The sequence below is a fragment of the Halomonas denitrificans genome, from assembly GCF_003056305.1.
GTDB classification, from domain to species: Bacteria; Pseudomonadota; Gammaproteobacteria; order Pseudomonadales; family Halomonadaceae; genus Halomonas; species Halomonas denitrificans.
In genome coordinates this window covers 145,769-164,558 of sequence record NZ_PYVX01000007.1, presented here as the reverse complement: position 1 = coordinate 164,558, position 18,790 = coordinate 145,769, and the positions used below count along the sequence as shown (strand labels likewise).

The following is an 18,790-nucleotide window of genomic DNA, read 5'->3' as shown; positions in this document are numbered from 1 at the left end:
ACGGGAACCACCTGATCCCATGCCGAACTCAGCAGTGAAACCGATCAGCGCCGATGGTAGTGTGGGGCCTCCCCATGCGAGAGTAGGTCATCGTCAGGCACCTATTCCGAGAAAACCCCGAGCTCAATGAGCTCGGGGTTTTTTCATGTTGAGCCCGCGACGGCGCCGACTGTCGCCATGAGCGTAGCCATCACTTCGGAGATCGCCCGTGACGCTGACCACTCCCGCGCTGCTGTTTCCCGCCATCTCGCTGCTGCTGCTGGCCTATACCAACCGCTTCCTCACCCTGGCCCAGCTGATTCGCAAGCTGGCCGACGAGGAGCGCACCCAGCACCACGAGGGCAACGCCAAGCAGATCGTGCTGCTGCGTCGGCGCATCTCCCTGACCAAGCGGATGCAACTGGCCGGCGTGCTTAGCTTCCTGTTCTGCACCCTCTCGATGTTCGCGCTCTTCCTGTCGCTGGAGCTGCCGGGCGTGGCGCTGTTCGGGGCCAGCCTGGTACTGCTCTCCATCTCGCTGATCTACTCCTGCTGGGAGATCCAGATCTCCACCAATGCCCTCAACGTCCAGCTCCAGGACATCGAGGCGCTGGTGGCGTCCGGTTCCCGGCGACCACCGTCGAGCAAGGAACACCATGACTCTGCCGAGTGAACTGCTGCTCTACTGCCGTCCGGGCTTCGAGCCTGACCTGGCCGCCGAGATCACCGACAAGGCCGCCGCCCTGGGGCGAGCCGGGACGCCCGAGTATCGTCCCGATGGTGGCTTCGTGCGCTTCTTGGTCGAGGGGGGCGAGCCGGCCAACGGGCTGCATCGCGACCTGCCGCTCTCCAGCCTGGTGTTCGCGCGCCAGAGCCTGGTGGCCCTGCCACCGCTGTCGCTCTCACGGGAAGACCGGCTGTCGCCCATCCTCGAGCAGGTGAAGGCCAGCGGCTGGAGTTTCGAGTCGCTGTGGCAGGAGACCCCGGATACCAACGAGGCCAAGGCCCTGGCCGGCCTGATCAAGGCGCTGAAGCGCCCGCTGGAGTCGATGCTGAAGAAGCGCGGCGCCCTGCGCCGCAAGGCGGGCGGTCGTCGGCTGCACCTGCTGTGGAGCGACGGCGACCGGGTCCAGCTCGGCATGAGCTTTCCCGGCAACCGCAGCGAACTGCTGGGGGGCATCCGGCGGCTGCGCTTCCCCCATGCGGCGCCCAGCCGCTCCACGCTCAAGCTGGAGGAGGCCTGGCACGAGTTCGTGCCGCGGGACGCGTGGGACGAGCGGCTGGGGGAGGGGATGCAGGCGGCCGACCTGGGCGCGGCGCCCGGGGGCTGGACCTGGCAGCTGGTCCAGCGCGGCATGCACGTCTACGCCATCGACAATGGCCCCATGGACAAGGGGCTGATGGCCACCGGGATGGTCGAGCACCTGCGCGAGGACGGCTTCGTCTGGGCGCCGCCCGGACGGCTCGACTGGCTGGTCTGCGACATCGTCGACCAGCCGTCGCGGGTCATGTCGATGGTCCAGCGCTGGCTGGTGCGTCGCTGGTGCCGCGAGGCGGTGTTCAATCTCAAGCTGCCGATGAAGCGGCGCTGGCAGGAGGTCGCCGACTGCCTGTCACGCCTCGAGTCGGCCCTCGCCGAGGCCGGGGTGCGCGCGGAGGTGGCGTGTCGCCACCTCTACCACGACCGTGAGGAGGTGACGGTGCACGTGCGGCTGCGGGATTGATGGCGCGCGTCGCGAGCGCCGGCGTCGGCGCTCAGCAGCTGGCCGCCTCGTAGATCCGGATGCGCTCGTCCTCGGTCAGCAGCGGCAGCAGCCCCTGCATGACGCGGGCGCGGGTCTCGCTCTGGTACCACTCCTTCCAGGCGCGCAGGTCGCGCCACTTGGTGATCATCAGGCGTCGATCGCTGTGGCCGAACTCGACGAGGCTCTCGCCCCCGACGAAGCCCGGTGCGCCGAGGGAGTGGCGCATGGCGTCCCGGGCGGCCGCCTCGTATTCTTCCTCCAGGCCGGGCATGATACGACGTTCGATAATGATCTTGATCATCCGGTTACGCTCCTTCTTCTTTCCTGTCCTGCAACGAGGTCATCGATGGTTGATTCCGCGGATTCCCTGCCGCCCACTGATGCAAGGCTCGACACCACCGGGCTCTACTGCCCCGAGCCGATCATGCTGATGCACAACCGAGTGCGCGACATGAACCCGGGCGAGGTACTCGAGGTGGTGGCCAGCGATCCGGCCACGACGCGTGACATTCCCAAGTTCTGCAGCTTCCTCGGCCACGAGCTGATTCATCAGCAGGAGGACGATGGCCATTACCGCTACCTGATCCGCCTCGGCTGAGGCGCGCCCGCTCCCTTATTCGCTCCCGGGCTCGGCCTGGGGGGGCTCGTCGCTGTCGGGCATGACCATCAGCGCCAGGGCCTCGAGGGTCGTGGGATCCTCCTGGCGGATGCGGCTGGCGATCTGTCGCTGGAAGAAGTAGACCACCCGGTGCTGGCTGTGGCCGGGGTAGAGGCAGGGATCGCCGGGCAGGATCGGCGTCGTCTCGATGAGGCGCTCGTCGGCAAGCAGGGCCTCCACCGCCCCGTCGCTGTAGAGTCGCCAGCCGAAGACCTGCTTGAGCTGCCAGGGCGCGTCGCCCTCGTCCATGCAGAGGGCATGGGTGCCCTGCGTCTCCGGGAGCTGCTGGATCAGCGTCGTCTCGTCGGTCTCCTCGTAGTCGAAGTAGGCCGCGGCGTGCTCGAGCTCCAGCACCTTGTGCTCCGGCGCCTGCTCGAAGAGCTCCTCGGTCTCCGGATCGCGGTAGCCGACGAAATGGCCGTGGTCGGCGTCGTCGAGGCGGTGGCAGGGGGTCAGGGCCTCCATCCAGGGCACCAGGCCCACCACTTCACCATCCTCCTGTAGCCCCCACGCCAGCAGGGGCATGCCGTAGAGGGTGTCGCCATCCGAGGAGAGGCGATAGACCATCTCCAGGTTGTCCAGCTCGGGCGACAGGCGAACCAGCCGGCGGCGTGCCAGCTGGCGTTGGCGCATGGCCTCGAGATCGATGACTCGAGCGCTGCGGCGTGACTGCGGGATTCCCATGATGTCCCTCCAAGTGCTGCGTGGTCGCGGCATCGGCCTGGTCAGCAGCGCACTGCGTCACTGTTGCTTCATCAATAGCACAGAGTGATTGCCGAGGTTAAGTCCCGGCGATGGATTGGCAGCGCCGGCGGAGGCGAGAGAGCAGCGCCCGGTGCTGGTCGCGGGCCTCGGCGAAGGCCGGCAGGGGCGCCGTCGGATGCTCAAGGGACAGCCAGTCGCGACGATACTCGGCGACCGCCGGCGGCGCGGCCACCTGGGCGTCGAGCAGGGCATCGATGGCCCCGAACCAGTGGCGGGCCGAGCGCTCCAGGCTCGCCAGCCATTCGGTCAGGCGCGCGGCCTCGGGGGCGTCGGTCAGCCGCTCGGGGTCGACGGGGCAGGCCTGTCCGTCGGGGCGGGCCAGCGCCTGTTCGATCAGCGCCGAGGCCTCGTCCAGGCGCTGCTCGGCCAGCAGCAGGGTGCGCAGCAGCTCGGCGGAGAACGGGCGCTCCTGCAGGGTCTTGAAGTGGCCCTCCAGGGTGGCGGAATCGGCGGCCCAGTCGGGGTCGAACTGGCGCAGGGTCGCCTCGCGCAGGTAGGCCAGGGCCGCGCTGCGCGGCGTCGTCTCGTCGAGGGCCTCGGGCGCGAGGGGGTCGCTGGCCCGGGAGAAGTTCTTGACCCACTCCTCGGAGGCGAACAGCGCGTTCCAGCTCACCCGCGGCAGCTGCTCGGTCTTGAGCTCGGTGAGCCGCGAGAGCCGCTCCCGGCTGGCCTCGGAGAGCGACGCCGGCACCTCGGTGTTCCAGCACGCGCTGAGCTGTCGCCACAGTTCGAGCTCGTAGAGCCAGCGCTGGCTGGGCGGCGCCACCCGTCCCAGCTGGTTGTTGCGTCCCGCCACCAGGGCGGCGATGTGGCAGCCGCGCAGGGCGTAGACGTCGAGCATGCCCTCGCGGGTCTCGGCGACCTCGAAGAGCCGCTCATCCTGCTCGGGGAAGGCGCCGATATTCTCCGGGTCGGCCCGGGGCGGCGCCTCGAGGGCCAGGGTGTCGGCCAGATGCTGCTGGTAGTCGCCCAGCAGCGCCTCGCTGCCGCCCTCGCCGCAGCCGGCCAGCAGCGCCACCGCCGTGGCGGCCAGCAGGCGCCGCCCACGTCGCCGAGGCCGGCGTGGGGGCTCAGTCGCGGGAGATCTCGAAGGTGTCATGCGCCCTCGCCTTGCCGATGCGTCGGAGTCGCTCGCCCAACATTACCGCGGCGACGGTCAGGCCGGCCACCAGGCCGATCCAGTAGCCGTGCACGCCCAGCGGCTCGATCCAGCCGGCGAGGCCGACCTGGCCGAGCCAGTGACCGCCTCCCAGTCCCACCAGCCAGTAGGCCAGCAGGGTGATCAGCATGATGATGCGGGTGTCCTTGTAGCCGCGCAGCGCCCCGGCCAGGTTGACCTGCAGAGCGTCCGAGACCTGGTAGAGCATCGCCAGGCCAACCAGCGACAGGGTCAGGCGTGTCACCTCGCTGTTGTGAGTGTAGAGCGCGATCACCGGCTCGGCGGTCAGCCACAGCAGCAGGCTGTTGAGCCCCGCCACGCCAAGGGAGACCAGAATGCCGTTCCAGGCCACCAGGCGTGCCTGCTCGGGACGGCCCTGGCCGAGGGTGTTGCTCACCCGTACGGTCAGCGCCATGCCCAGCGACAGCGGCAGCATGAACAGGATCGAGGTGTAGTTGAGCGCCACCTGGTGGGCCGCCACGGTGATCTCGCCGAGACTGGCGACGAACAGCGCGATCAGCGTGAACAGCGTCACCTCGAGGAAGATCGCCACCCCGATCGGCACGCCCACGCGCAGCAGCTCGGCGATCAGCGGCCAGCGCGGCGGGGAGGGCGCCCGCCAGAGGTCGATGTCGCCGTAGGCCCTGGCGCGGCGGGTATAGGCGAACATGGTCAGGCTCATCACCCACATCGAGATCGCCGTGGCGATGCCGCAGCCCAGCGCCCCGAGGGCGGGCAGGCCCTGCAGCCAGGCGGGCAGCCCGGTGCCGAACAGCCCCGTGAGGCCGTCGCCGCCGTAGATCAACACGAAGTTGCAGGGGATGTTGACGCCGAGGCCGACCAGGCTGATCCAGAGCGACGGGCGGGTGTGGTTCATGCCGTCCGAGAAGGCGCGCAGCGCCTGGAACAGCGCCACCCCGGGCATGCCGAAGGCCAGCGCCGCCAGGTAGGCTGTGGCGCGGCTGGCGACCTCCTCGGGCACCTCCATCAGCCGGAAGATCGGCATCACCACGCTCCACAGCAGCAGCGCGGCGACGACGCCCAGCGCCAGGGCCACCCACAGCGCCTGGTGGACGCTGGGCCGGATGCCCTCGGTGCGTCCGCCGCCGAGCAGCTGGGCGACGATCGGCGTCAGCCCCATCAGGGTACCGGTCATGAACAGCATCAGCGGCAGCCACAGGCTCGCGCCCACCGAGACCGCCGCCAGGTCCGTGGCGCTCAGTCGCCCGGTCATCATCACGTCGACGACGCTCATGCCGGCCTGGGCCAGCTGGGCTCCGCAGATCGGCAGGGCCAGGCGCATCAGGGCGGGGGTTTCCCGGCGGCTGGTGGTCAGCAGGCGTGAGATGAACGGCATCACGGCGAGGCTCCATGCGACAGAGAGGGACGGCGGCGTCGGTCCATGACGCGCGCCGGGAAGGCGCTCAGTCTATCAGCCGGCGGCGATTTTCGCTCCGCCCGCCCCACGCCTATAATGGCCCATTTTTCTCACCCAAGGAGCCTGTGTGGACCACCGACTCGAGGATGTCATCGCCCTGTTCGACGGCCTCTTCCAGCCGACCTTCGGGACGCGGCTGGTACGCGGCGGCGACGAGCCGCTCTACCTGCCGGCGGACGAGGCGAGCCCCTGGCACCGGGTGATCTTCGCCCGGGGCTTCTTCGCCAGCGCCCTGCATGAGGTCAGCCACTGGTGCATCGCCGGGGCGCGGCGTCGCGAGCTCGAGGACTACGGCTACTGGTACCTGCCCGACGGCCGCGACGCCGACCAGCAGCGCCAGTTCGAGGCGGTGGAGGTGGCGCCCCAGGCGCTGGAGCGGCTCTTCGCTGACGCCTGCGGACTGCCCTTCAACGTCAGCGTCGACAACCTGGGCGACGTCCGGGTCGATCGCGAGGGCTTCCGGGCCCGGGTCGAGGCACGCGCCGAGCGCTACCTGCAGGAGGGCCTGCCCGCGCGGGCGGCGGCCTTCCGTCGCGCCCTGGCCGCCTTCTACCACGGCGGCGAGCCGCTGGCGGCCGCCGTGGCCGCCGGGCGTGCCCTGCTCGCGCCCGAGGCGCGTCCCGGGTCGCGGCGGCCGGAGACGGTCGACTAGGCTGAAGGCATCCGCCGCCGACCGGAGGCCGCCCGTGGCCGACGTCCTGCCCCAGGAACAGCGCTTCCTCGACGCCCTGCGTCGCGACGACTGGCCCGCTCCCGACCAGCGGCTCACCCTCGACGAGGTCGGGCTCGACGGCGAGGCGCTGATCGAGCTGTACGAGACCCAGCTGACCAGCCGCCACCTCGACCTCATGGCCCGCCGCCTGCAGGCCCGGGGCGAGGGGTTCTATACCATCGGCAGTGCCGGCCACGAGGGCAACGCGGCCGTCGCCCGGGCCCTGCGCCCCGATGATCCCGCCTTCCTGCACTATCGCGACGCCGCCTTCCTGATCGAGCGCAGCCGCGCCGTGGTCCACCAGACGCCAATCCGCGACCTGCTGCTGAGCTTCGTCGCCTCGAGCGCCGACCCGATCTCCGGGGGGCGCCACAAGGTGCTGGGGTCCAGGGCCCTGCACATTCCGCCCCAGACCAGCACCATCGCCTCCCACCTGCCCAAGGCGGTCGGCGCGGCCCACGCCCTCGGCCTGTGGCGTCGCCTGGGAGGCGAGGGCGCGTGGCCGGCGGACGGCGTGGTGGTGTGCAGCTTCGGTGACGCCTCCTTCAACCACTCCACCGCCCAGGGGGCCCTCAATGCCGCGGGCTGGGCCGCCTTCCAGGGCGCGCCCATGCCGCTGGTGCTGGTCTGCGAGGACAACGGCCTCGGCGTCTCGATGCCCACGCCGCCCGGCTGGATCGCGGCCAGCATGCGCGCCCGCCCCGGCATTCACTACCTCGCCGGCGACGGTCTGGACCTGCTGGACACCTGGCGGGCGGCCCGCGAGGCGGTGCGCATCGCCCGCCACCGCCGCCAGCCGGTGTTCCTGCACCTGCGCTGCGTGCGCCTCTTCGGTCACGCCGGTTCGGACGCCGAGCAGGCCTATCGCTCGGCGTCGCGCATCGCGGCCGATGAGGCGCGGGACCCGCTGCTGATTAGCGCCGGGCTGCTGCGCCGCCACGGCCTGCTCTCGCCCGATGAGATCGCCGCGCGCTATCGGGCCATCGGCGAGCGGGTGGCCCGGGAGGCCGAGGCGGCGGTGGGCCAGCCGAAACTGTCGAGCGCCCGGGAAGTGATGGCGAGCATCGTGCCGCCGCCGCGCGAGGGACGCGGGCGGCCCTGGCGGGGCGAGGTCGACGCCACGCCGGCGCCCATGGCCCGGCTGATCAACCAGGCGCTGGCGAGGCTGCTGTCGCGCTATCCGCACCTGGTGATGGCGGGGGAGGACATCGGTCGCAAGGGCGGGGTCTACGGCGTCACCCAGCGGCTGCAGGCGCGCTTCGGGCCGCACCGGGTGATCGACACCCTGCTCGACGAGCAGAGCATCCTCGGGCTCGGCATCGGACTGGCCCAGAGCGGCCTGGTGCCGATCCTCGAGATCCAGTTTCTCGCCTACCTGCACAACGCCGAGGACCAGCTGCGCGGCGAGGCGGCGACCCTGAGCTTCTTCTCTGCGGGCCAGTACGCCAATCCCCTGGTGGTGCGCATCGCCGGGCTCGGCTACCAGAAGGGCTTCGGCGGCCACTTCCACAACGACAACGCTATCGCCGTGCTGCGCGACATCCCCGGGCTGCTGGTGGCCTGCCCGTCGGATGGGGTCGAGGCGGTGGGGCTCCTGCAGGAGGCGGTGCGCCTGGCCGACGAGGAGCAGCGGGTGGTGGTGCTCCTCGAGCCGATCGCCCGCTACCACGCCCGCGACCTGCTGGAGGCAGGCGACGAGCTCGCCTGCGGCGTCGATCCGGGCCCGGAGCATCGCCTGCCCGTGGGGACGTTCGGCCAGTGGGGGGAGGGGCGCGACCTGGCAATCGTCGGCTACGGCAACGGGATCGCGCTGTCGCGACGGGCGGCGGCGCGCCTCGCGGACGAGGGAATCGCGGTGCGCATCATCGACCTGCGCTGGCTCACCGCCATCGACCACGCGGCCCTGCACGGCCGCGTGGCCGACTGCCCCCGGGTATTGATCGTGGACGAGTGCCGGCGCAGCGGCTCGCCGAGCGAGGAACTGGTCACCGGCCTGGTCGAGCACGGCATGGCGGGGGAGCGGCTGGCGCGGCTGACCGCCGAGGACAGCTTCATCGCCCTGGGGCCGGCCGCCACGCTCACCCTGCCCTCGGTGGAGGGCATCGTCGAGGCGGCGCGCGCCCTGCTGGCGCGGTCGGGCACCGGCGCCGCCTAAATAGAAGTTGGGCTCAGTCGTCGACGTCGTCGCCATCCATCAGCCGGCCGTCGAAGGGCTCCGCCTCGCGCTCCTCGCCGCCGGGGGCCAGGCGCAGGTGCAGGTGCAGCATCACCTCCACCTCGTGCTCCGGGCGCAGCGGCTCGAGGCCCAGTTCGCCGAACAGGTCGCCGCGGGCGCGGGGCCAGTCGCCGGGCGCGAGGTCGTTATAGAGGCTCTCGGCCGGGGCCAGCTCCACGAAGGGGTCGAGGCCGTAGGTGTCGAAGAGCCGCGAGATGGCCGCCTCGTCGTCGCCGACGCCCGCGGTATAGAGGGTCTGGTTGAAGTGGTCGTTCTCCAGCTCGCGGATCACGTCCAGCGGGCTCACGCCGATGCTGGTGAGCTCCTCCAGGCTGTAGCCGCCCAGCGAGTGCATCTCACCGTCGAGCCAGTCGTCGTCGGGCTGGATCAGGGTGTGCTTGATGCGCCCGTCGGACAGCGTCCAGGCGATGGCCAGCGGCAGGCCATCGTCGTCGCCGGTCTCCACGGCGATGAAGCCGGGCGTCTCGTTGATGCCGGAACCGGCCATGTCACAAGTCCTCGTGTTCGGTGTCGGGGGATGTCGGCTCCGCCGGCAGGCGGAAGAAGGCGCAGGCGGTGGCCGTGGTGGCCCGGGCCAGAGCGGCCTCGTCGGTGCCCCGCCAGTGGGCGATCTCGCGCACGATCCAGGGCAGCAGGGCCGGCTCATGGCGCCTGCCCTTGAGTTTGGCAGGTAAATTGCGCGGCAGCAGGTAGGGGCAGTCGGTCTCCACCATCAGTCGCTCGAGGGGAATCTCGCCGACCAGCTCGCGCAGGTGGTGGCCGCGGCGTTCGTCGCAGAGCCAGCCGGTCAGGCCGATGTGCAGGTCGAGGTCCCGGTAGCCGTAGAGCGTGTCGCGGTCGGCGGTGAAGCAGTGGATCACGGCATCCGGGATGTCGTCGCGCCAGGCATGCAGCATCTCGCGCATGCGCCGTCCGGCATCGCGCTCGTGGAGGAACAGCGGCTTGCCGCTCTCGGCGGCCAGGGCGAGCTGGGCCTCGAAGGCGCGCTCCTGCTCGGCGGGGGTCGAGAAGTTGCGGTTGAAGTCCAGGCCGCACTCGCCCACCGCGACCACCTCCGGGGCGCGATGCAGCTCGCCCATGGCGGCGGCGAGGCTCGGCGACCAGCGGCTGGCGTCGTGGGGATGCACCCCGGCGGTGGCATAGAGCCCCGGGTAGCGGCGCGCCAGGGCCACGGCCTGCTCGGCGTGCTCCCGGTCCGTGCCGGTGAGGATCAGGGTGGTCACGTTGGCGGCCCGGGCGCGCTGGAGCGTCGCCTCGAGGTCGCGGGCGAAGCTCTCGTGGGTCAGGTTGGCGCCGATGTCGACCAGCGGGGCGGGGGAACGGAACCTCAGCGCCTCGGGCAGCACGTCGTCGAAGGGGGGCGTCGCGTCGGCCACGGCGGAACACTCCTGTGAAAGCGGGCGCGCATTGTACCCGGGAGGACGGGGATGGGGCCACGCCGGCCCGGCCATGCGTTACACTAGCGCCCTTGATGAACGACGAGGTGAACGCGTGACCCTGCTACGACTGGAACAGCTGCAACTGGCTTACGGTACCCACGTACTGCTCGACGGCGCCGACCTGGTGCTGGAGAAGGGCGAACGCCTGGCCCTGGTGGGGCGCAACGGCACCGGCAAGTCGACCCTGCTGAAGATCGTGGCGGGCGAGATCCAGGCCGACGGCGGCCAGATCTGGCGCGCCCCCGGCCTCAAGATCGGCGTGCTCGCCCAGGAGCTGCCGGACGCCTGCGGCCAGACGATCTTCGACGTGGTGGCCCAGGGGCTGCCCGAGGCCGGCGAGCTGCTCTCCGAGTACCATCACCTGATCCACGAGGCCGAGCCGGACATGGCGCGCATGGCCCGGCTGCAGACCCGCATCGAGGCCATCGACGGCTGGTCCTTCCACCAGCGCATCGACGTGGTGCTGACCCGCCTTGGGCTGCCCGAGGACGCCGCCATGGCCGATCTCTCCGGCGGCTGGCGCCGGCGCGTGGCGCTGGCCCGGGCGCTGGTCGCCGAGCCCGACCTGCTGCTGCTCGACGAGCCCACCAACCACCTGGACCTGGACACCATCGCCTGGCTGGAGGAGCAGCTCGCCGACTTCAACGGCGCCGTGCTGTTCATCACCCACGACCGCGCCTTCCTCTCGAAGCTCGCCACCAACATCCTCGAGCTCGACCGTGGGCGCCTCGGCCGCTACCCGGGCGACTACGCCGCCTACCAGGCCCAGAAGCAGCACGAGCTCGAGGTCGAGGCCCGCGAGAACGCCGAGTTCGACAAGAAGCTCGCCCGGGAGGAGGCGTGGATCCGCCAGGGCATCAAGGCGCGGCGGACCCGCAACGAGGGCCGGGTGCGGGCACTGCAGCAGCTGCGCCAGGAGCGCAGCGAGCGCCGGGAGCGCCAGGGCAAGGCCGCGCTCTCCGTGGACAGCGGTGCACGCAGCGGCAAGCGGGTCGTGGAGCTCTCCCACGTCACCCACCGCTTCGGCGACGAGGTGGTGATCGACGACCTGAGCCTCGAGATCCAGCGCGGCGACCGGCTGGGCTTCATCGGCCGCAACGGCGCCGGCAAGACCACCCTGCTCAAGATCCTGCTCGGCGAGCTCGAGCCCAGCGAGGGGCAGGTGCTGCTCGGCACCAAGCTGCAGGTGGCCTACTTCGACCAGCTGCGCGCCGGCCTGGAGCCCGAGAAGACCGTCTACGACAACGTCGCCCAGGGCAGCGATCGCATCAGCGTGGGCGGCCGCGACCGCCACGTGATGAGCTACCTGCAGGACTTCCTGTTCACCCCGGATCGCGTGCGCCAGCCGGTCAAGGCGCTCTCCGGCGGCGAGTCCAACCGCCTGCTGCTGGCCAAGCTGTTCACCCAGCCGGCCAACGTGCTGGTGCTCGACGAGCCGACCAACGACCTGGACGTCGAGACCCTGGAGCTGCTCGAGGAGCTGCTGCTCGACTTCGATGGCACCCTGCTGCTGGTCTCCCACGACCGGGCCTTCATGGACAACGTGGTGACCAGCGTGCTGGCCTTCGAGGGCGAGGGCCGGGTGCGCGAGTACGTGGGCGGCTACACCGACTGGGTGCGCCAGGGCGGCAAGCTGCCGCCGGCGCCCTGGGAGGGGGCGGCCCGCCAGGGCGTCGAGCCGACGGCCGCGGCGGAGGAGCCTGCTCAGACGGCCGAGGCGGAGCGCGAGGCGACCCCGTCGCCGGCGGCGCCCAAGCGGGTCAAGCTCTCCTACAAGCTGCAGCGCGAGCTCGACGGCCTGCCCGCCGAGATCGAGCGCCTTGAGGCCGAGGTGGCGGCCTTCGAGGAGCAGGTGGGCGCGCCCTCCTTCTATCAGCAGGAAGCGGAGACCGTCGCCGCCACCTTGCAGTCTCTGAACGACACCCAGGCCGCGCTGGACGCGGCGATGGAGCGCTGGATGGAGCTGGAGGCGATGGCCGCCGGCGAGTGAGCCACCACCGCCCACGAAAAAGGCGCCCGAGGGCGCCTTTTCCGGGGAACGAGCACGGCGCGGGGCTACTCCTCGCTCTTCGCGCCCACCCGCACGGCGAGCACGTCGCACTGGGCGCCGTGCAGCACGCCGGTGGAGGTGGAGCCCAGCAGCAGGGCGAAGCCGTGCCGGCCGTGGGAGCCGACCACGATCAGGTCGACGTCGTTCTCCTCGGAGAAGCGATGGATCTCGGTGTCCGGCATGCCGACCACCACGTGCTGGTTCTCGCGGGCGACGTGGCTGTCGGCGATCTCGGCGAGACGCTGCTTGGCGTGCTCGTCGAGCTGGTCCTGGATGCTGGTCAGGTCCATGGGAATGTCGCCGCCGTAGGCGAAGCCCAGCGGCTCCAGGGTGTGCATGATGGACAGCTTGGCCTCGTTGCGATCGGCGATCTGCATCGCGCGCTCGAGCACCTTGTGGGAGTCCTTGGTCAGGTCGACGGCGACCAGGACATGACGATATTCGTTGCTCATGGTGTGACTCTCCGTACCGCGTCCAGCGTATCAGTGGGTGCTTCAACTCTAGGACGACTGGTAAGACAAGACAACGACTTGCGTCAACATTCAGCGAGGAGACCCCATGGTCTGGTTACTCATCATCGCCATCGTCGGGCTGGTCTTCGCCCCGGTGATGTGGCTCAAGCCATCGCCCGCCCAGCGGCGCATGGGCAGGCTGCGCACCGTGGCGCGCCAGGCGGGCGTGACGGTGCGGCTCGAGTCGCCGCCGCTGCACGGCACGGGCGGGCCCATGGCGGCCTACCGCTGGTCCTATCCCCAGCAGCACCCGGGGCCCGACTTCGTGCTGGTACGCGAGGAGGCGGCCAGCGCCTCGCTGAAGCCCTGCCGGGAGGGCTGGCGCTGGCGCGTCGAGCCGCTGCGCCCGCTGCCGGCCGAGGCCCTCGACCGGCTGGAGGAGGCCCTGGCGGCGCTGCCCCGGGACGCGCTGGTGCTGGAGTCCGGCGATCACGCCCTGACCCTGTGGTGGGGGGAGTCGCTGGCGGTCGAGGCCCTGTCGCCGCTGCTGGCGCGGCTCACGGCGCTGCGCGACGCCCTTTCGGGGCGCCCCGATCGGCCGGGCCGCGATCGGCCGGGCCGTCAGGCACGCCCGCCCTCGATGCCGCGCTGAGGCCGCTCACTCCTGGGCTTCGCGGGCCTGGATCGCCAGGCCGTTCTCCTCGATGCGCGACAGCAGGCTCGCCAGGTGCGCCACGTCGTCGGCGTCGAGGCCGGCCAGCATCTCGCTGCGCGCCTGGCTGACCACCGCATCGATCTGCTGGAGCAGGGGGGTGGCCTCCTCGGTGAGGAAGATCCGCTTGGTGCGCCGGTCCTGGTCGCAGCCGCGCCGCTCGATCAGCCCCTGCTCGGAGAGCTGGTCGAGGGTGCGCACCAGCGAGGGCGCTTCGACGCCGATGGCGCGGGCCAGGTCGCATTGCGGCTGGCCGTCGCCGAGGCGCCACAGATGGTAGAGGGTGATCCAGCGCGTCTGGGTCAGGCCCAGAGGAGCCAGGCGGCGGTCGATGACGGCGCGCCACAGGCGCGGCACGCGAGACAGCTGAAAGCCGATGTTCTGGGGCATGGGTCTGTGCATCCGCAGGAAGAGAAGTCTGACGGGATTGTCGGAACCACCGGCGTTAAATGCAAGCAGGCTTACCATTACACCGGCGCGCCCCCGCGTCGCCGGCCCCGCCCGCCGTTCGCGGTCTCGACGATCGCGTCCCTCGGCGCCCGCGGTCGTCTCTCCCCTCGCCGAAGCCGGCGCGAGCACCGTGCTCGACGTCACCGCTGCGCGCCGCTCGCCCCATCGGCCGACTCCGTCGCCTCCTCCAGGGGACCGGCCTTCCCCGATGGGGTCGCCGCGTCGTCGGGCGGGGCGGGCGGCGGCAGCAATCCGCGAAGGCTGAGCCCCGGGATGCCGGAGGGCTTGTGGATCGTGCCGTCGGCCAGGGTGGCGGCCTCTTTATCCTCGCTGACGGTGAAGCGCAGCATGCCGATGCGCTGGCCGCTGTCGGTCATCACGTCGATGCGCCAGGCGCCGCGCGGATCCTTCGGAAAGTTCTGCTTGTGGCTCCAGGCCCGGTAACCCGCCTCGCGTCCGCCGCGGATCGACAGCGGGATGCGGTCGACCTCCACGCCGTTCTGGCGCCAGACGTGCACCACCTCCTCGTTCAGCCCGCGCGGCGCATGGATCGCCGTGTAGGCATAGAGCCCCTGGCCGGTCAGGGCCGCCGGGGTCAGCGGCGTGCTGCCCAGCGGGTGGCGCGCCTGGCGCGCGAAGGCCGGGGAGAGCGCGCTGCCCGAGATCCACAGGCTGGCCGGCGGCACCCAGGCCCGGCCGGCCCAGGCGGCGCCCGCCAGCAGCGGCAGCAGGGCCAGCATCGCCAGCAGGCGGCGCGTGGTCAGCGGGCGCAGCAGGTGGACCAGGCTCGGCAGGCTGAACAGCAGCATGGCCAGGATGGCCAGCACCAGGCTCTGGCCGGTGGTCAGGTGCAGCAGGGTCGGCAGGGTGACCAGCACCACTAAGAAGACGCACTGGGCGTGGAAGGCGAAGTAGAGCCAGCGATGACGCTCGGCCAGCCGGTAGTAGAGCGGGTCGAGGATCGACAGCAGCGCCATGGCGAGGATCAGCAGGGTGAAGAGCGCCTGGCCGCTCGCCCAGACGGTGGTGGCCAGCAGGAAGGGCAGGGTGAAGAACAGGGTCTCCTGGTGGATCAGCTGGGCGATGAAGGCGGTCACCCCGCGGGGCAGCGCCGGGTAGCCGCGCCGCACCAGCAGGCGGCCGATCAGGCTCTCGGAGAGCAGCAGGAGCCAGGCCAGCAGCATGCCCAGCGCCAGCATGGCGCCGAGCCACTGCTGGCGCTCCACCAGGAAGAAGCTGGCGAGGCCAGCCGCAAGCGCCATCGGCGGCCACAGCCAGCGCCAGGGGTGCAGGCGCGCCATCAGCCGCTCGAGGCGCGACTGCCAGGCCGCCACCCGTGACGGAGGCCCGCCGGCAGTCGCGGCGTGGGTCTGCTCGTCAGGGGGAGGAGAGGGATCGATGTCGGGGGCGCGGGTCATGGCCGTAGCTTAGCAGCAGGGGCTCTGCGAACGTGAGCCGCCGGCCCGCTGCCATACCTGGGAAACGGGCTTGACGTGGACGCGGGACTGTCCCAAGCTGTCAGAAATCAAACGGCCGTATGAATTCCTTTAGGGAGATGCGTGGATGATCTATCAAGGCAATGCCATCACGGTGGCGCGGGGTGTCGAGGGTGGCGGCGATGACATCGCCAGGCTCACCCTCGACCTGAAGGACGAGTCCGTCAACAAGCTCTCCAGCGCCGTGATCGAGGAGCTCGGCCAGGCGGTCGAGGCGATCCGCGCCGAGCAGGGTCTCGCCGGGCTGCTGATCGCCAGCGCCAAGGAGGTCTTCATCGTCGGGGCCGACATCACCGAGTTCCATGGCATGTTCGAGCAGGGCGGCGAGTCGCTGTCGGCCATGCTCGAGCGCGTGCACGGCATCTTCAATGCCATCGAGGACCTGCCGTTTCCCACCGTCACCGCGATCAACGGCCTGGCGCTGGGGGGCGGCTGCGAGCTGGCGCTGACCACCGATTTTCGCGTCATGGCCGAGTCGGCGAAGATCGGCCTGCCCGAGACTCAGCTCGGCATCTTGCCGGGCTGGGGCGGCTGCGTGCGCCTGCCGCGGCTGATCGGCGCCGACAACGCCGTGGAGTGGATCGCCGGCGGCAAGGACAACCGTGCCGCGGCAGCGCTCGAGATGGGGGCCGTGGATGCGGTGGTGCCCCAGGCGGAACTCGAGGCGGCGGCGCTGGACCTGCTGGCCCGCGCCCACGACGGCGAGCTCGATTACCGGGAGCGCCGGGCGCAGAAGCAGGCCCCGCTGGCCCTCGGTCCCATCGAGCAGATGATGGCCTTCGAGACCGCCAAGGGCTACGTGGCCGGCAAGGCGGGCCCCCACTACCCGGCCCCGGTGGAGGCCATCAAGGTCATCCAGAAGGGCGCCGGCGAATCCCGCGAGCGGGCCCAGGCCATCGAGAGCCAGGCCTTCGCCAAGCTGGCGATGAGTGAGGTGGCCTTCAACCTGGTCGGACTGTTCCTGAACGACCAGCTGGTCAAGAAGAAGGGCAGCCGCCACGAGCGCCAGGCCCGGCCGATCAAGCAGGCCGCGGTGCTGGGGGCCGGCATCATGGGCGGCGGCATCGCCTACCAGAGCGCCGCCAAGGGCACGCCGATCCTGATGAAGGACATCAAGGACGAGGCCATCGAGCTCGGCCTCAAGGAGGCGCGCAAGCTGTTCGCCAAGCAGGTCGAGCGCGGCAAGCTCTCCAGCGAGGCGATGGCCGAGCGGCTGACCAACATCCGCCCGACCCTCTCCTACGGCGACTTCGAGCATGTCGACCTGGTGGTCGAGGCGGTGGTCGAGAACCCCAAGGTCAAGGACGCCGTGCTCACCGAGGTGGAAGGACAGGTCGGCGAGTCGACCATCCTCACCTCCAACACCTCGACCATCTCGATCACGCGGCTGGCCGAGAACCTGAAGCGCCCCGAGAACTTCTGCGGCATGCACTTCTTCAACCCGGTGCACCGCATGCCGCTGGTCGAGGTCATCCGCGGCGAGAAGACCAGTGACGCCGCCGTGGCGGCGACCGTGGCCTACGCCCGCGCCATGGGCAAGACCCCCATCGTGGTCAACGACTGCCCGGGGTTCCTCGTCAACCGGGTGCTCTTCCCCTACTTCGGTGGCTTCAGCCAGCTGGTCGCGCAGGGCGCCGACTTCCGGCATGTCGACAAGGTGATGGAGCGCTTCGGCTGGCCGATGGGCCCTGCCTACCTGCTCGACGTGGTGGGCATGGATACCGCGGTGCATGCCGGCGAGGTGATGGCCGAGGGCTTCCCGGAGCGCATGGCCGGCATGGGCGGCGAGGGCGACCGGAGCGTCATCCAGGTGATGGTCGACCACGATCGCCTGGGCCAGAAGAATGCCAAGGGCTTCTACGCCTACGAGGAAGACCGCAAGGGCAAGCCGAAGAAGGTCGAGGACGAGGCGGCCATCGACCTGGTCAAGGGCGTGGCGACGTCACACCGGGAGTTCTCCGACGAGGAGATCATCGCGCGCATGATGGTGCCGCTGTGCCTGGAGGCCGTGCGCTGCCTCGAGGACGACATCGTGGCGAGCCCGGCCGAGGCCGACATGGCGCTGATCTACGGCATCGGCTTCCCGCCATTCCGCGGCGGCGCGCTGCGCTACATCGACGCCATGGGCCTGTCGGCCTTCGTCGAGCAGGCCGACCGCCTGGCCGAGGAGCTGGGGCCGCTCTACGCGCCCACCGAGAGGCTGCGCGAGATGGCCGCCGCCGGCGAGCGTTTCTATCCCGCCCCGTCCCGGGCCTGAAGCCACGACCCGCGAGTGTCGGACAGAATTCCAAGGAGTAATCGATGAGCGTGAATCCGAGAGACGTGGTGGTGGTCGACTGTGCCCGTTCCGCCATGGCCAAGGCCAAGCAGGGGGCCTTCCGCCACGTGCGGGCCGAGAACCTTTCCGCCGCGGTGATGCAGGCGCTGCTGGAGCGCAATCCCGGGCTCGACCCGGCCGAGATCGACGACGTGATCTGGGGCTGCGTCAACCAGACCCTGGAGCAGGGCATGAACATCGCCCGCAACGCGGCGATCCTGACCGGCATCCCGCGCAGCGTGCCGGCCCAGACGGTCAACCGCCTGTGCGGCTCCTCCATGAGCGCGCTGCATATCGCCACGGCCAACATCCGCGCCGGCATGGGCGATGTCTACCTGATCGGCGGCGTCGAGCACATGGAGCACGTCGGCATGACCCATGGCGTCGACGTCAATCCGGCGGCCAGCCGGCACGTGGCCAAGGCGGCCATGATGATGGGCCTGACCGCCGAGCTGCTGGGCAAGATGCACGGCATCTCCCGCGAGGAGCAGGACGCCTTCGGCGTGCGCTCCCACCAGCGCGCCCAGGCGGCGATGGAGAACGGCGGCTTCGACCGCGAGATCGTCGGCATCGAGGGCCACGACGCCCGGGGCTTCCGGGTGCGGGTCGATCGGGATGAGGTGATCCGCGCCGACGCCAGCCTCGCCAAGATGGCCGAGCTCAAGCCGGCCTTCGACCCGCGCGGGGGCACCGTCACCGCCGGTACCTCCTCGGCGCTCTCGGTGGGCGCCGCCGGCCTGGTGGTGATGAGCGGCGAGCGCGCCCGGGCCCTGGGCCTCGAGCCCATCGCGCGGGTCCTCTCCACCGGGGTGGCCGGTTGCGACGCCTCGATCATGGGCTACGGGCCGGTGCCGGCCTCGAAGCAGGCGCTGAAGGCCGCCGGCCTGACCATCGAGGACATCCAGACCGTCGAGCTCAACGAGGCCTTCGCCGCCCAGGCCCTGCCGGTGCTCAAGGACCTGGGGCTGCGCGACGCCATGGACGAGAAGGTCAACCTCCACGGCGGCGCCATTGCCCTTGGCCATCCGCTGGGCTGCTCCGGCGCGCGCATCAGCACCACCCTGCTCAACGTGATGCGCGAGCGCGACGCCACCCTGGGCCTGGCCACCATGTGCATCGGCATGGGGCAGGGCGTGGCCACGGTGTTCGAGCGGCTGAAATAGCCGTGTCCACCTGACCCGG

Annotated in this window: 18 protein-coding genes and 1 rRNA gene; 10 read left to right on the top strand and 9 right to left on the bottom strand. The window is 70.7% G+C overall.

Annotation, left to right across the window (positions count from 1 at the left end; translation table 11 throughout):
- From rrf to rlmM, 3 genes are all read left to right on the top strand, one after another.
- A 5S ribosomal RNA gene (gene rrf, locus C9F13_RS15920) occupies positions 1–99 on the top strand; the annotation flags it as partial.
- Between the two features lie 109 nt (positions 100–208).
- Positions 209–652, top strand: coding sequence for a DUF2721 domain-containing protein (locus tag C9F13_RS15915; protein ID WP_108447229.1), 444 nt, complete (start codon positions 209–211; stop codon positions 650–652).
- Positions 636–1,703: a 23S rRNA (cytidine(2498)-2'-O)-methyltransferase RlmM gene (gene rlmM, locus C9F13_RS15910; protein WP_108447228.1), complete on the top strand. Its 1,068-nt coding sequence runs from the start codon at positions 636–638 to the stop codon at positions 1,701–1,703. Before C9F13_RS15915 ends, rlmM begins: the two co-directional genes overlap by 17 nt.
- Before the next feature lie 31 nt (positions 1,704–1,734).
- Here the strand turns inward: rlmM and C9F13_RS15905 are convergent, their stop codons facing one another.
- Positions 1,735–2,025, bottom strand: a complete 291-nt coding sequence (locus C9F13_RS15905) for an antibiotic biosynthesis monooxygenase family protein (RefSeq protein WP_108447227.1) — start codon at positions 2,023–2,025, stop codon at positions 1,735–1,737.
- A gap of 45 nt (positions 2,026–2,070) precedes the next feature.
- On the opposite strand from C9F13_RS15905, the gene tusA reads away from it, so the two are divergent.
- Positions 2,071–2,322 (top strand): sulfurtransferase TusA, encoded by a 252-nt coding sequence (tusA, locus tag C9F13_RS15900; protein WP_108447226.1) that lies wholly within the window; start codon positions 2,071–2,073, stop codon positions 2,320–2,322.
- Between the two features lie 15 nt (positions 2,323–2,337).
- Here the strand turns inward: tusA and C9F13_RS15895 are convergent, their stop codons facing one another.
- The 3 genes from C9F13_RS15895 to C9F13_RS15885 form a co-directional block, all read right to left on the bottom strand.
- Complete coding sequence (locus C9F13_RS15895) at positions 2,338–3,066, bottom strand: hypothetical protein (RefSeq protein ID WP_108447225.1); 729 nt, start codon at positions 3,064–3,066, stop codon at positions 2,338–2,340.
- 97 nt (positions 3,067–3,163) lie between these two features.
- Positions 3,164–4,246, bottom strand: coding sequence for a DUF3080 family protein (locus C9F13_RS15890; RefSeq protein WP_108447224.1), 1,083 nt, complete (start codon positions 4,244–4,246; stop codon positions 3,164–3,166).
- Complete coding sequence (locus C9F13_RS15885; RefSeq protein WP_108447223.1) at positions 4,218–5,663, bottom strand: MATE family efflux transporter; 1,446 nt, start codon at positions 5,661–5,663, stop codon at positions 4,218–4,220. Before C9F13_RS15885 ends, C9F13_RS15890 begins: the two co-directional genes overlap by 29 nt.
- 148 nt (positions 5,664–5,811) lie before the next feature.
- Between C9F13_RS15885 and C9F13_RS17640 the strand changes: the two genes are divergently transcribed.
- Positions 5,812–6,396, top strand: coding sequence for an elongation factor P hydroxylase (locus C9F13_RS17640; RefSeq protein ID WP_108447222.1), 585 nt, complete (start codon positions 5,812–5,814; stop codon positions 6,394–6,396).
- A gap of 34 nt (positions 6,397–6,430) precedes the next feature.
- Positions 6,431–8,611, top strand: a complete 2,181-nt coding sequence (locus tag C9F13_RS15875; RefSeq protein ID WP_108447221.1) for a dehydrogenase E1 component subunit alpha/beta — start codon at positions 6,431–6,433, stop codon at positions 8,609–8,611.
- A gap of 13 nt (positions 8,612–8,624) precedes the next feature.
- Here C9F13_RS15875 and C9F13_RS15870 read toward each other — a convergent pair whose 3' ends face one another.
- Positions 8,625–9,179, bottom strand: coding sequence for a hypothetical protein (locus tag C9F13_RS15870; RefSeq protein WP_108447220.1), 555 nt, complete (start codon positions 9,177–9,179; stop codon positions 8,625–8,627).
- 1 nt (position 9,180) lies between these two features.
- A complete protein-coding gene (locus C9F13_RS15865; RefSeq protein ID WP_108447219.1) occupies positions 9,181–10,068 on the bottom strand; it encodes a TatD family hydrolase in 888 nt (295 codons plus the stop codon).
- A 115-nt stretch (positions 10,069–10,183) separates the two neighbouring features.
- Here C9F13_RS15865 and C9F13_RS15860 point away from each other — a divergent pair, with 115 nt between their 5' ends.
- Positions 10,184–12,121 carry an ATP-binding cassette domain-containing protein gene (locus C9F13_RS15860; RefSeq protein WP_108447218.1) on the top strand — a complete coding sequence of 646 codons (1,938 nt, stop codon included), beginning with the start codon at positions 10,184–10,186 and terminating at the stop codon, positions 12,119–12,121.
- Positions 12,122–12,186: 65 nt separating this feature from the next.
- Here C9F13_RS15860 and C9F13_RS15855 read toward each other — a convergent pair whose 3' ends face one another.
- Complete coding sequence (locus tag C9F13_RS15855; protein ID WP_108447217.1) at positions 12,187–12,633, bottom strand: universal stress protein; 447 nt, start codon at positions 12,631–12,633, stop codon at positions 12,187–12,189.
- Positions 12,634–12,739: 106 nt separating this feature from the next.
- Between C9F13_RS15855 and C9F13_RS15850 the strand changes: the two genes are divergently transcribed.
- Entirely contained in the window at positions 12,740–13,285 is a 546-nt protein-coding gene (locus C9F13_RS15850) for a preprotein translocase subunit YajC (RefSeq protein WP_108447216.1), read from the top strand.
- 6 nt (positions 13,286–13,291) lie between these two features.
- Here the strand turns inward: C9F13_RS15850 and slyA are convergent, their stop codons facing one another.
- Complete coding sequence (slyA, locus tag C9F13_RS15845) at positions 13,292–13,735, bottom strand: transcriptional regulator SlyA (protein WP_108447215.1); 444 nt, start codon at positions 13,733–13,735, stop codon at positions 13,292–13,294.
- Between the two features lie 200 nt (positions 13,736–13,935).
- Positions 13,936–15,213, bottom strand: a complete 1,278-nt coding sequence (locus C9F13_RS15840; RefSeq protein ID WP_281261081.1) for a DUF5924 family protein — start codon at positions 15,211–15,213, stop codon at positions 13,936–13,938.
- A 145-nt stretch (positions 15,214–15,358) separates the two neighbouring features.
- On the opposite strand from C9F13_RS15840, the gene fadB reads away from it, so the two are divergent.
- A complete protein-coding gene (gene fadB / locus C9F13_RS15835; protein ID WP_108447214.1) occupies positions 15,359–17,548 on the top strand; it encodes a fatty acid oxidation complex subunit alpha FadB in 2,190 nt (729 codons plus the stop codon).
- A 44-nt stretch (positions 17,549–17,592) separates the two neighbouring features.
- Positions 17,593–18,771 carry an acetyl-CoA C-acyltransferase FadA gene (fadA, locus tag C9F13_RS15830; RefSeq protein WP_108447213.1) on the top strand — a complete coding sequence of 393 codons (1,179 nt, stop codon included), beginning with the start codon at positions 17,593–17,595 and terminating at the stop codon, positions 18,769–18,771.
- Positions 18,772–18,790 lie beyond the last annotated feature (19 nt).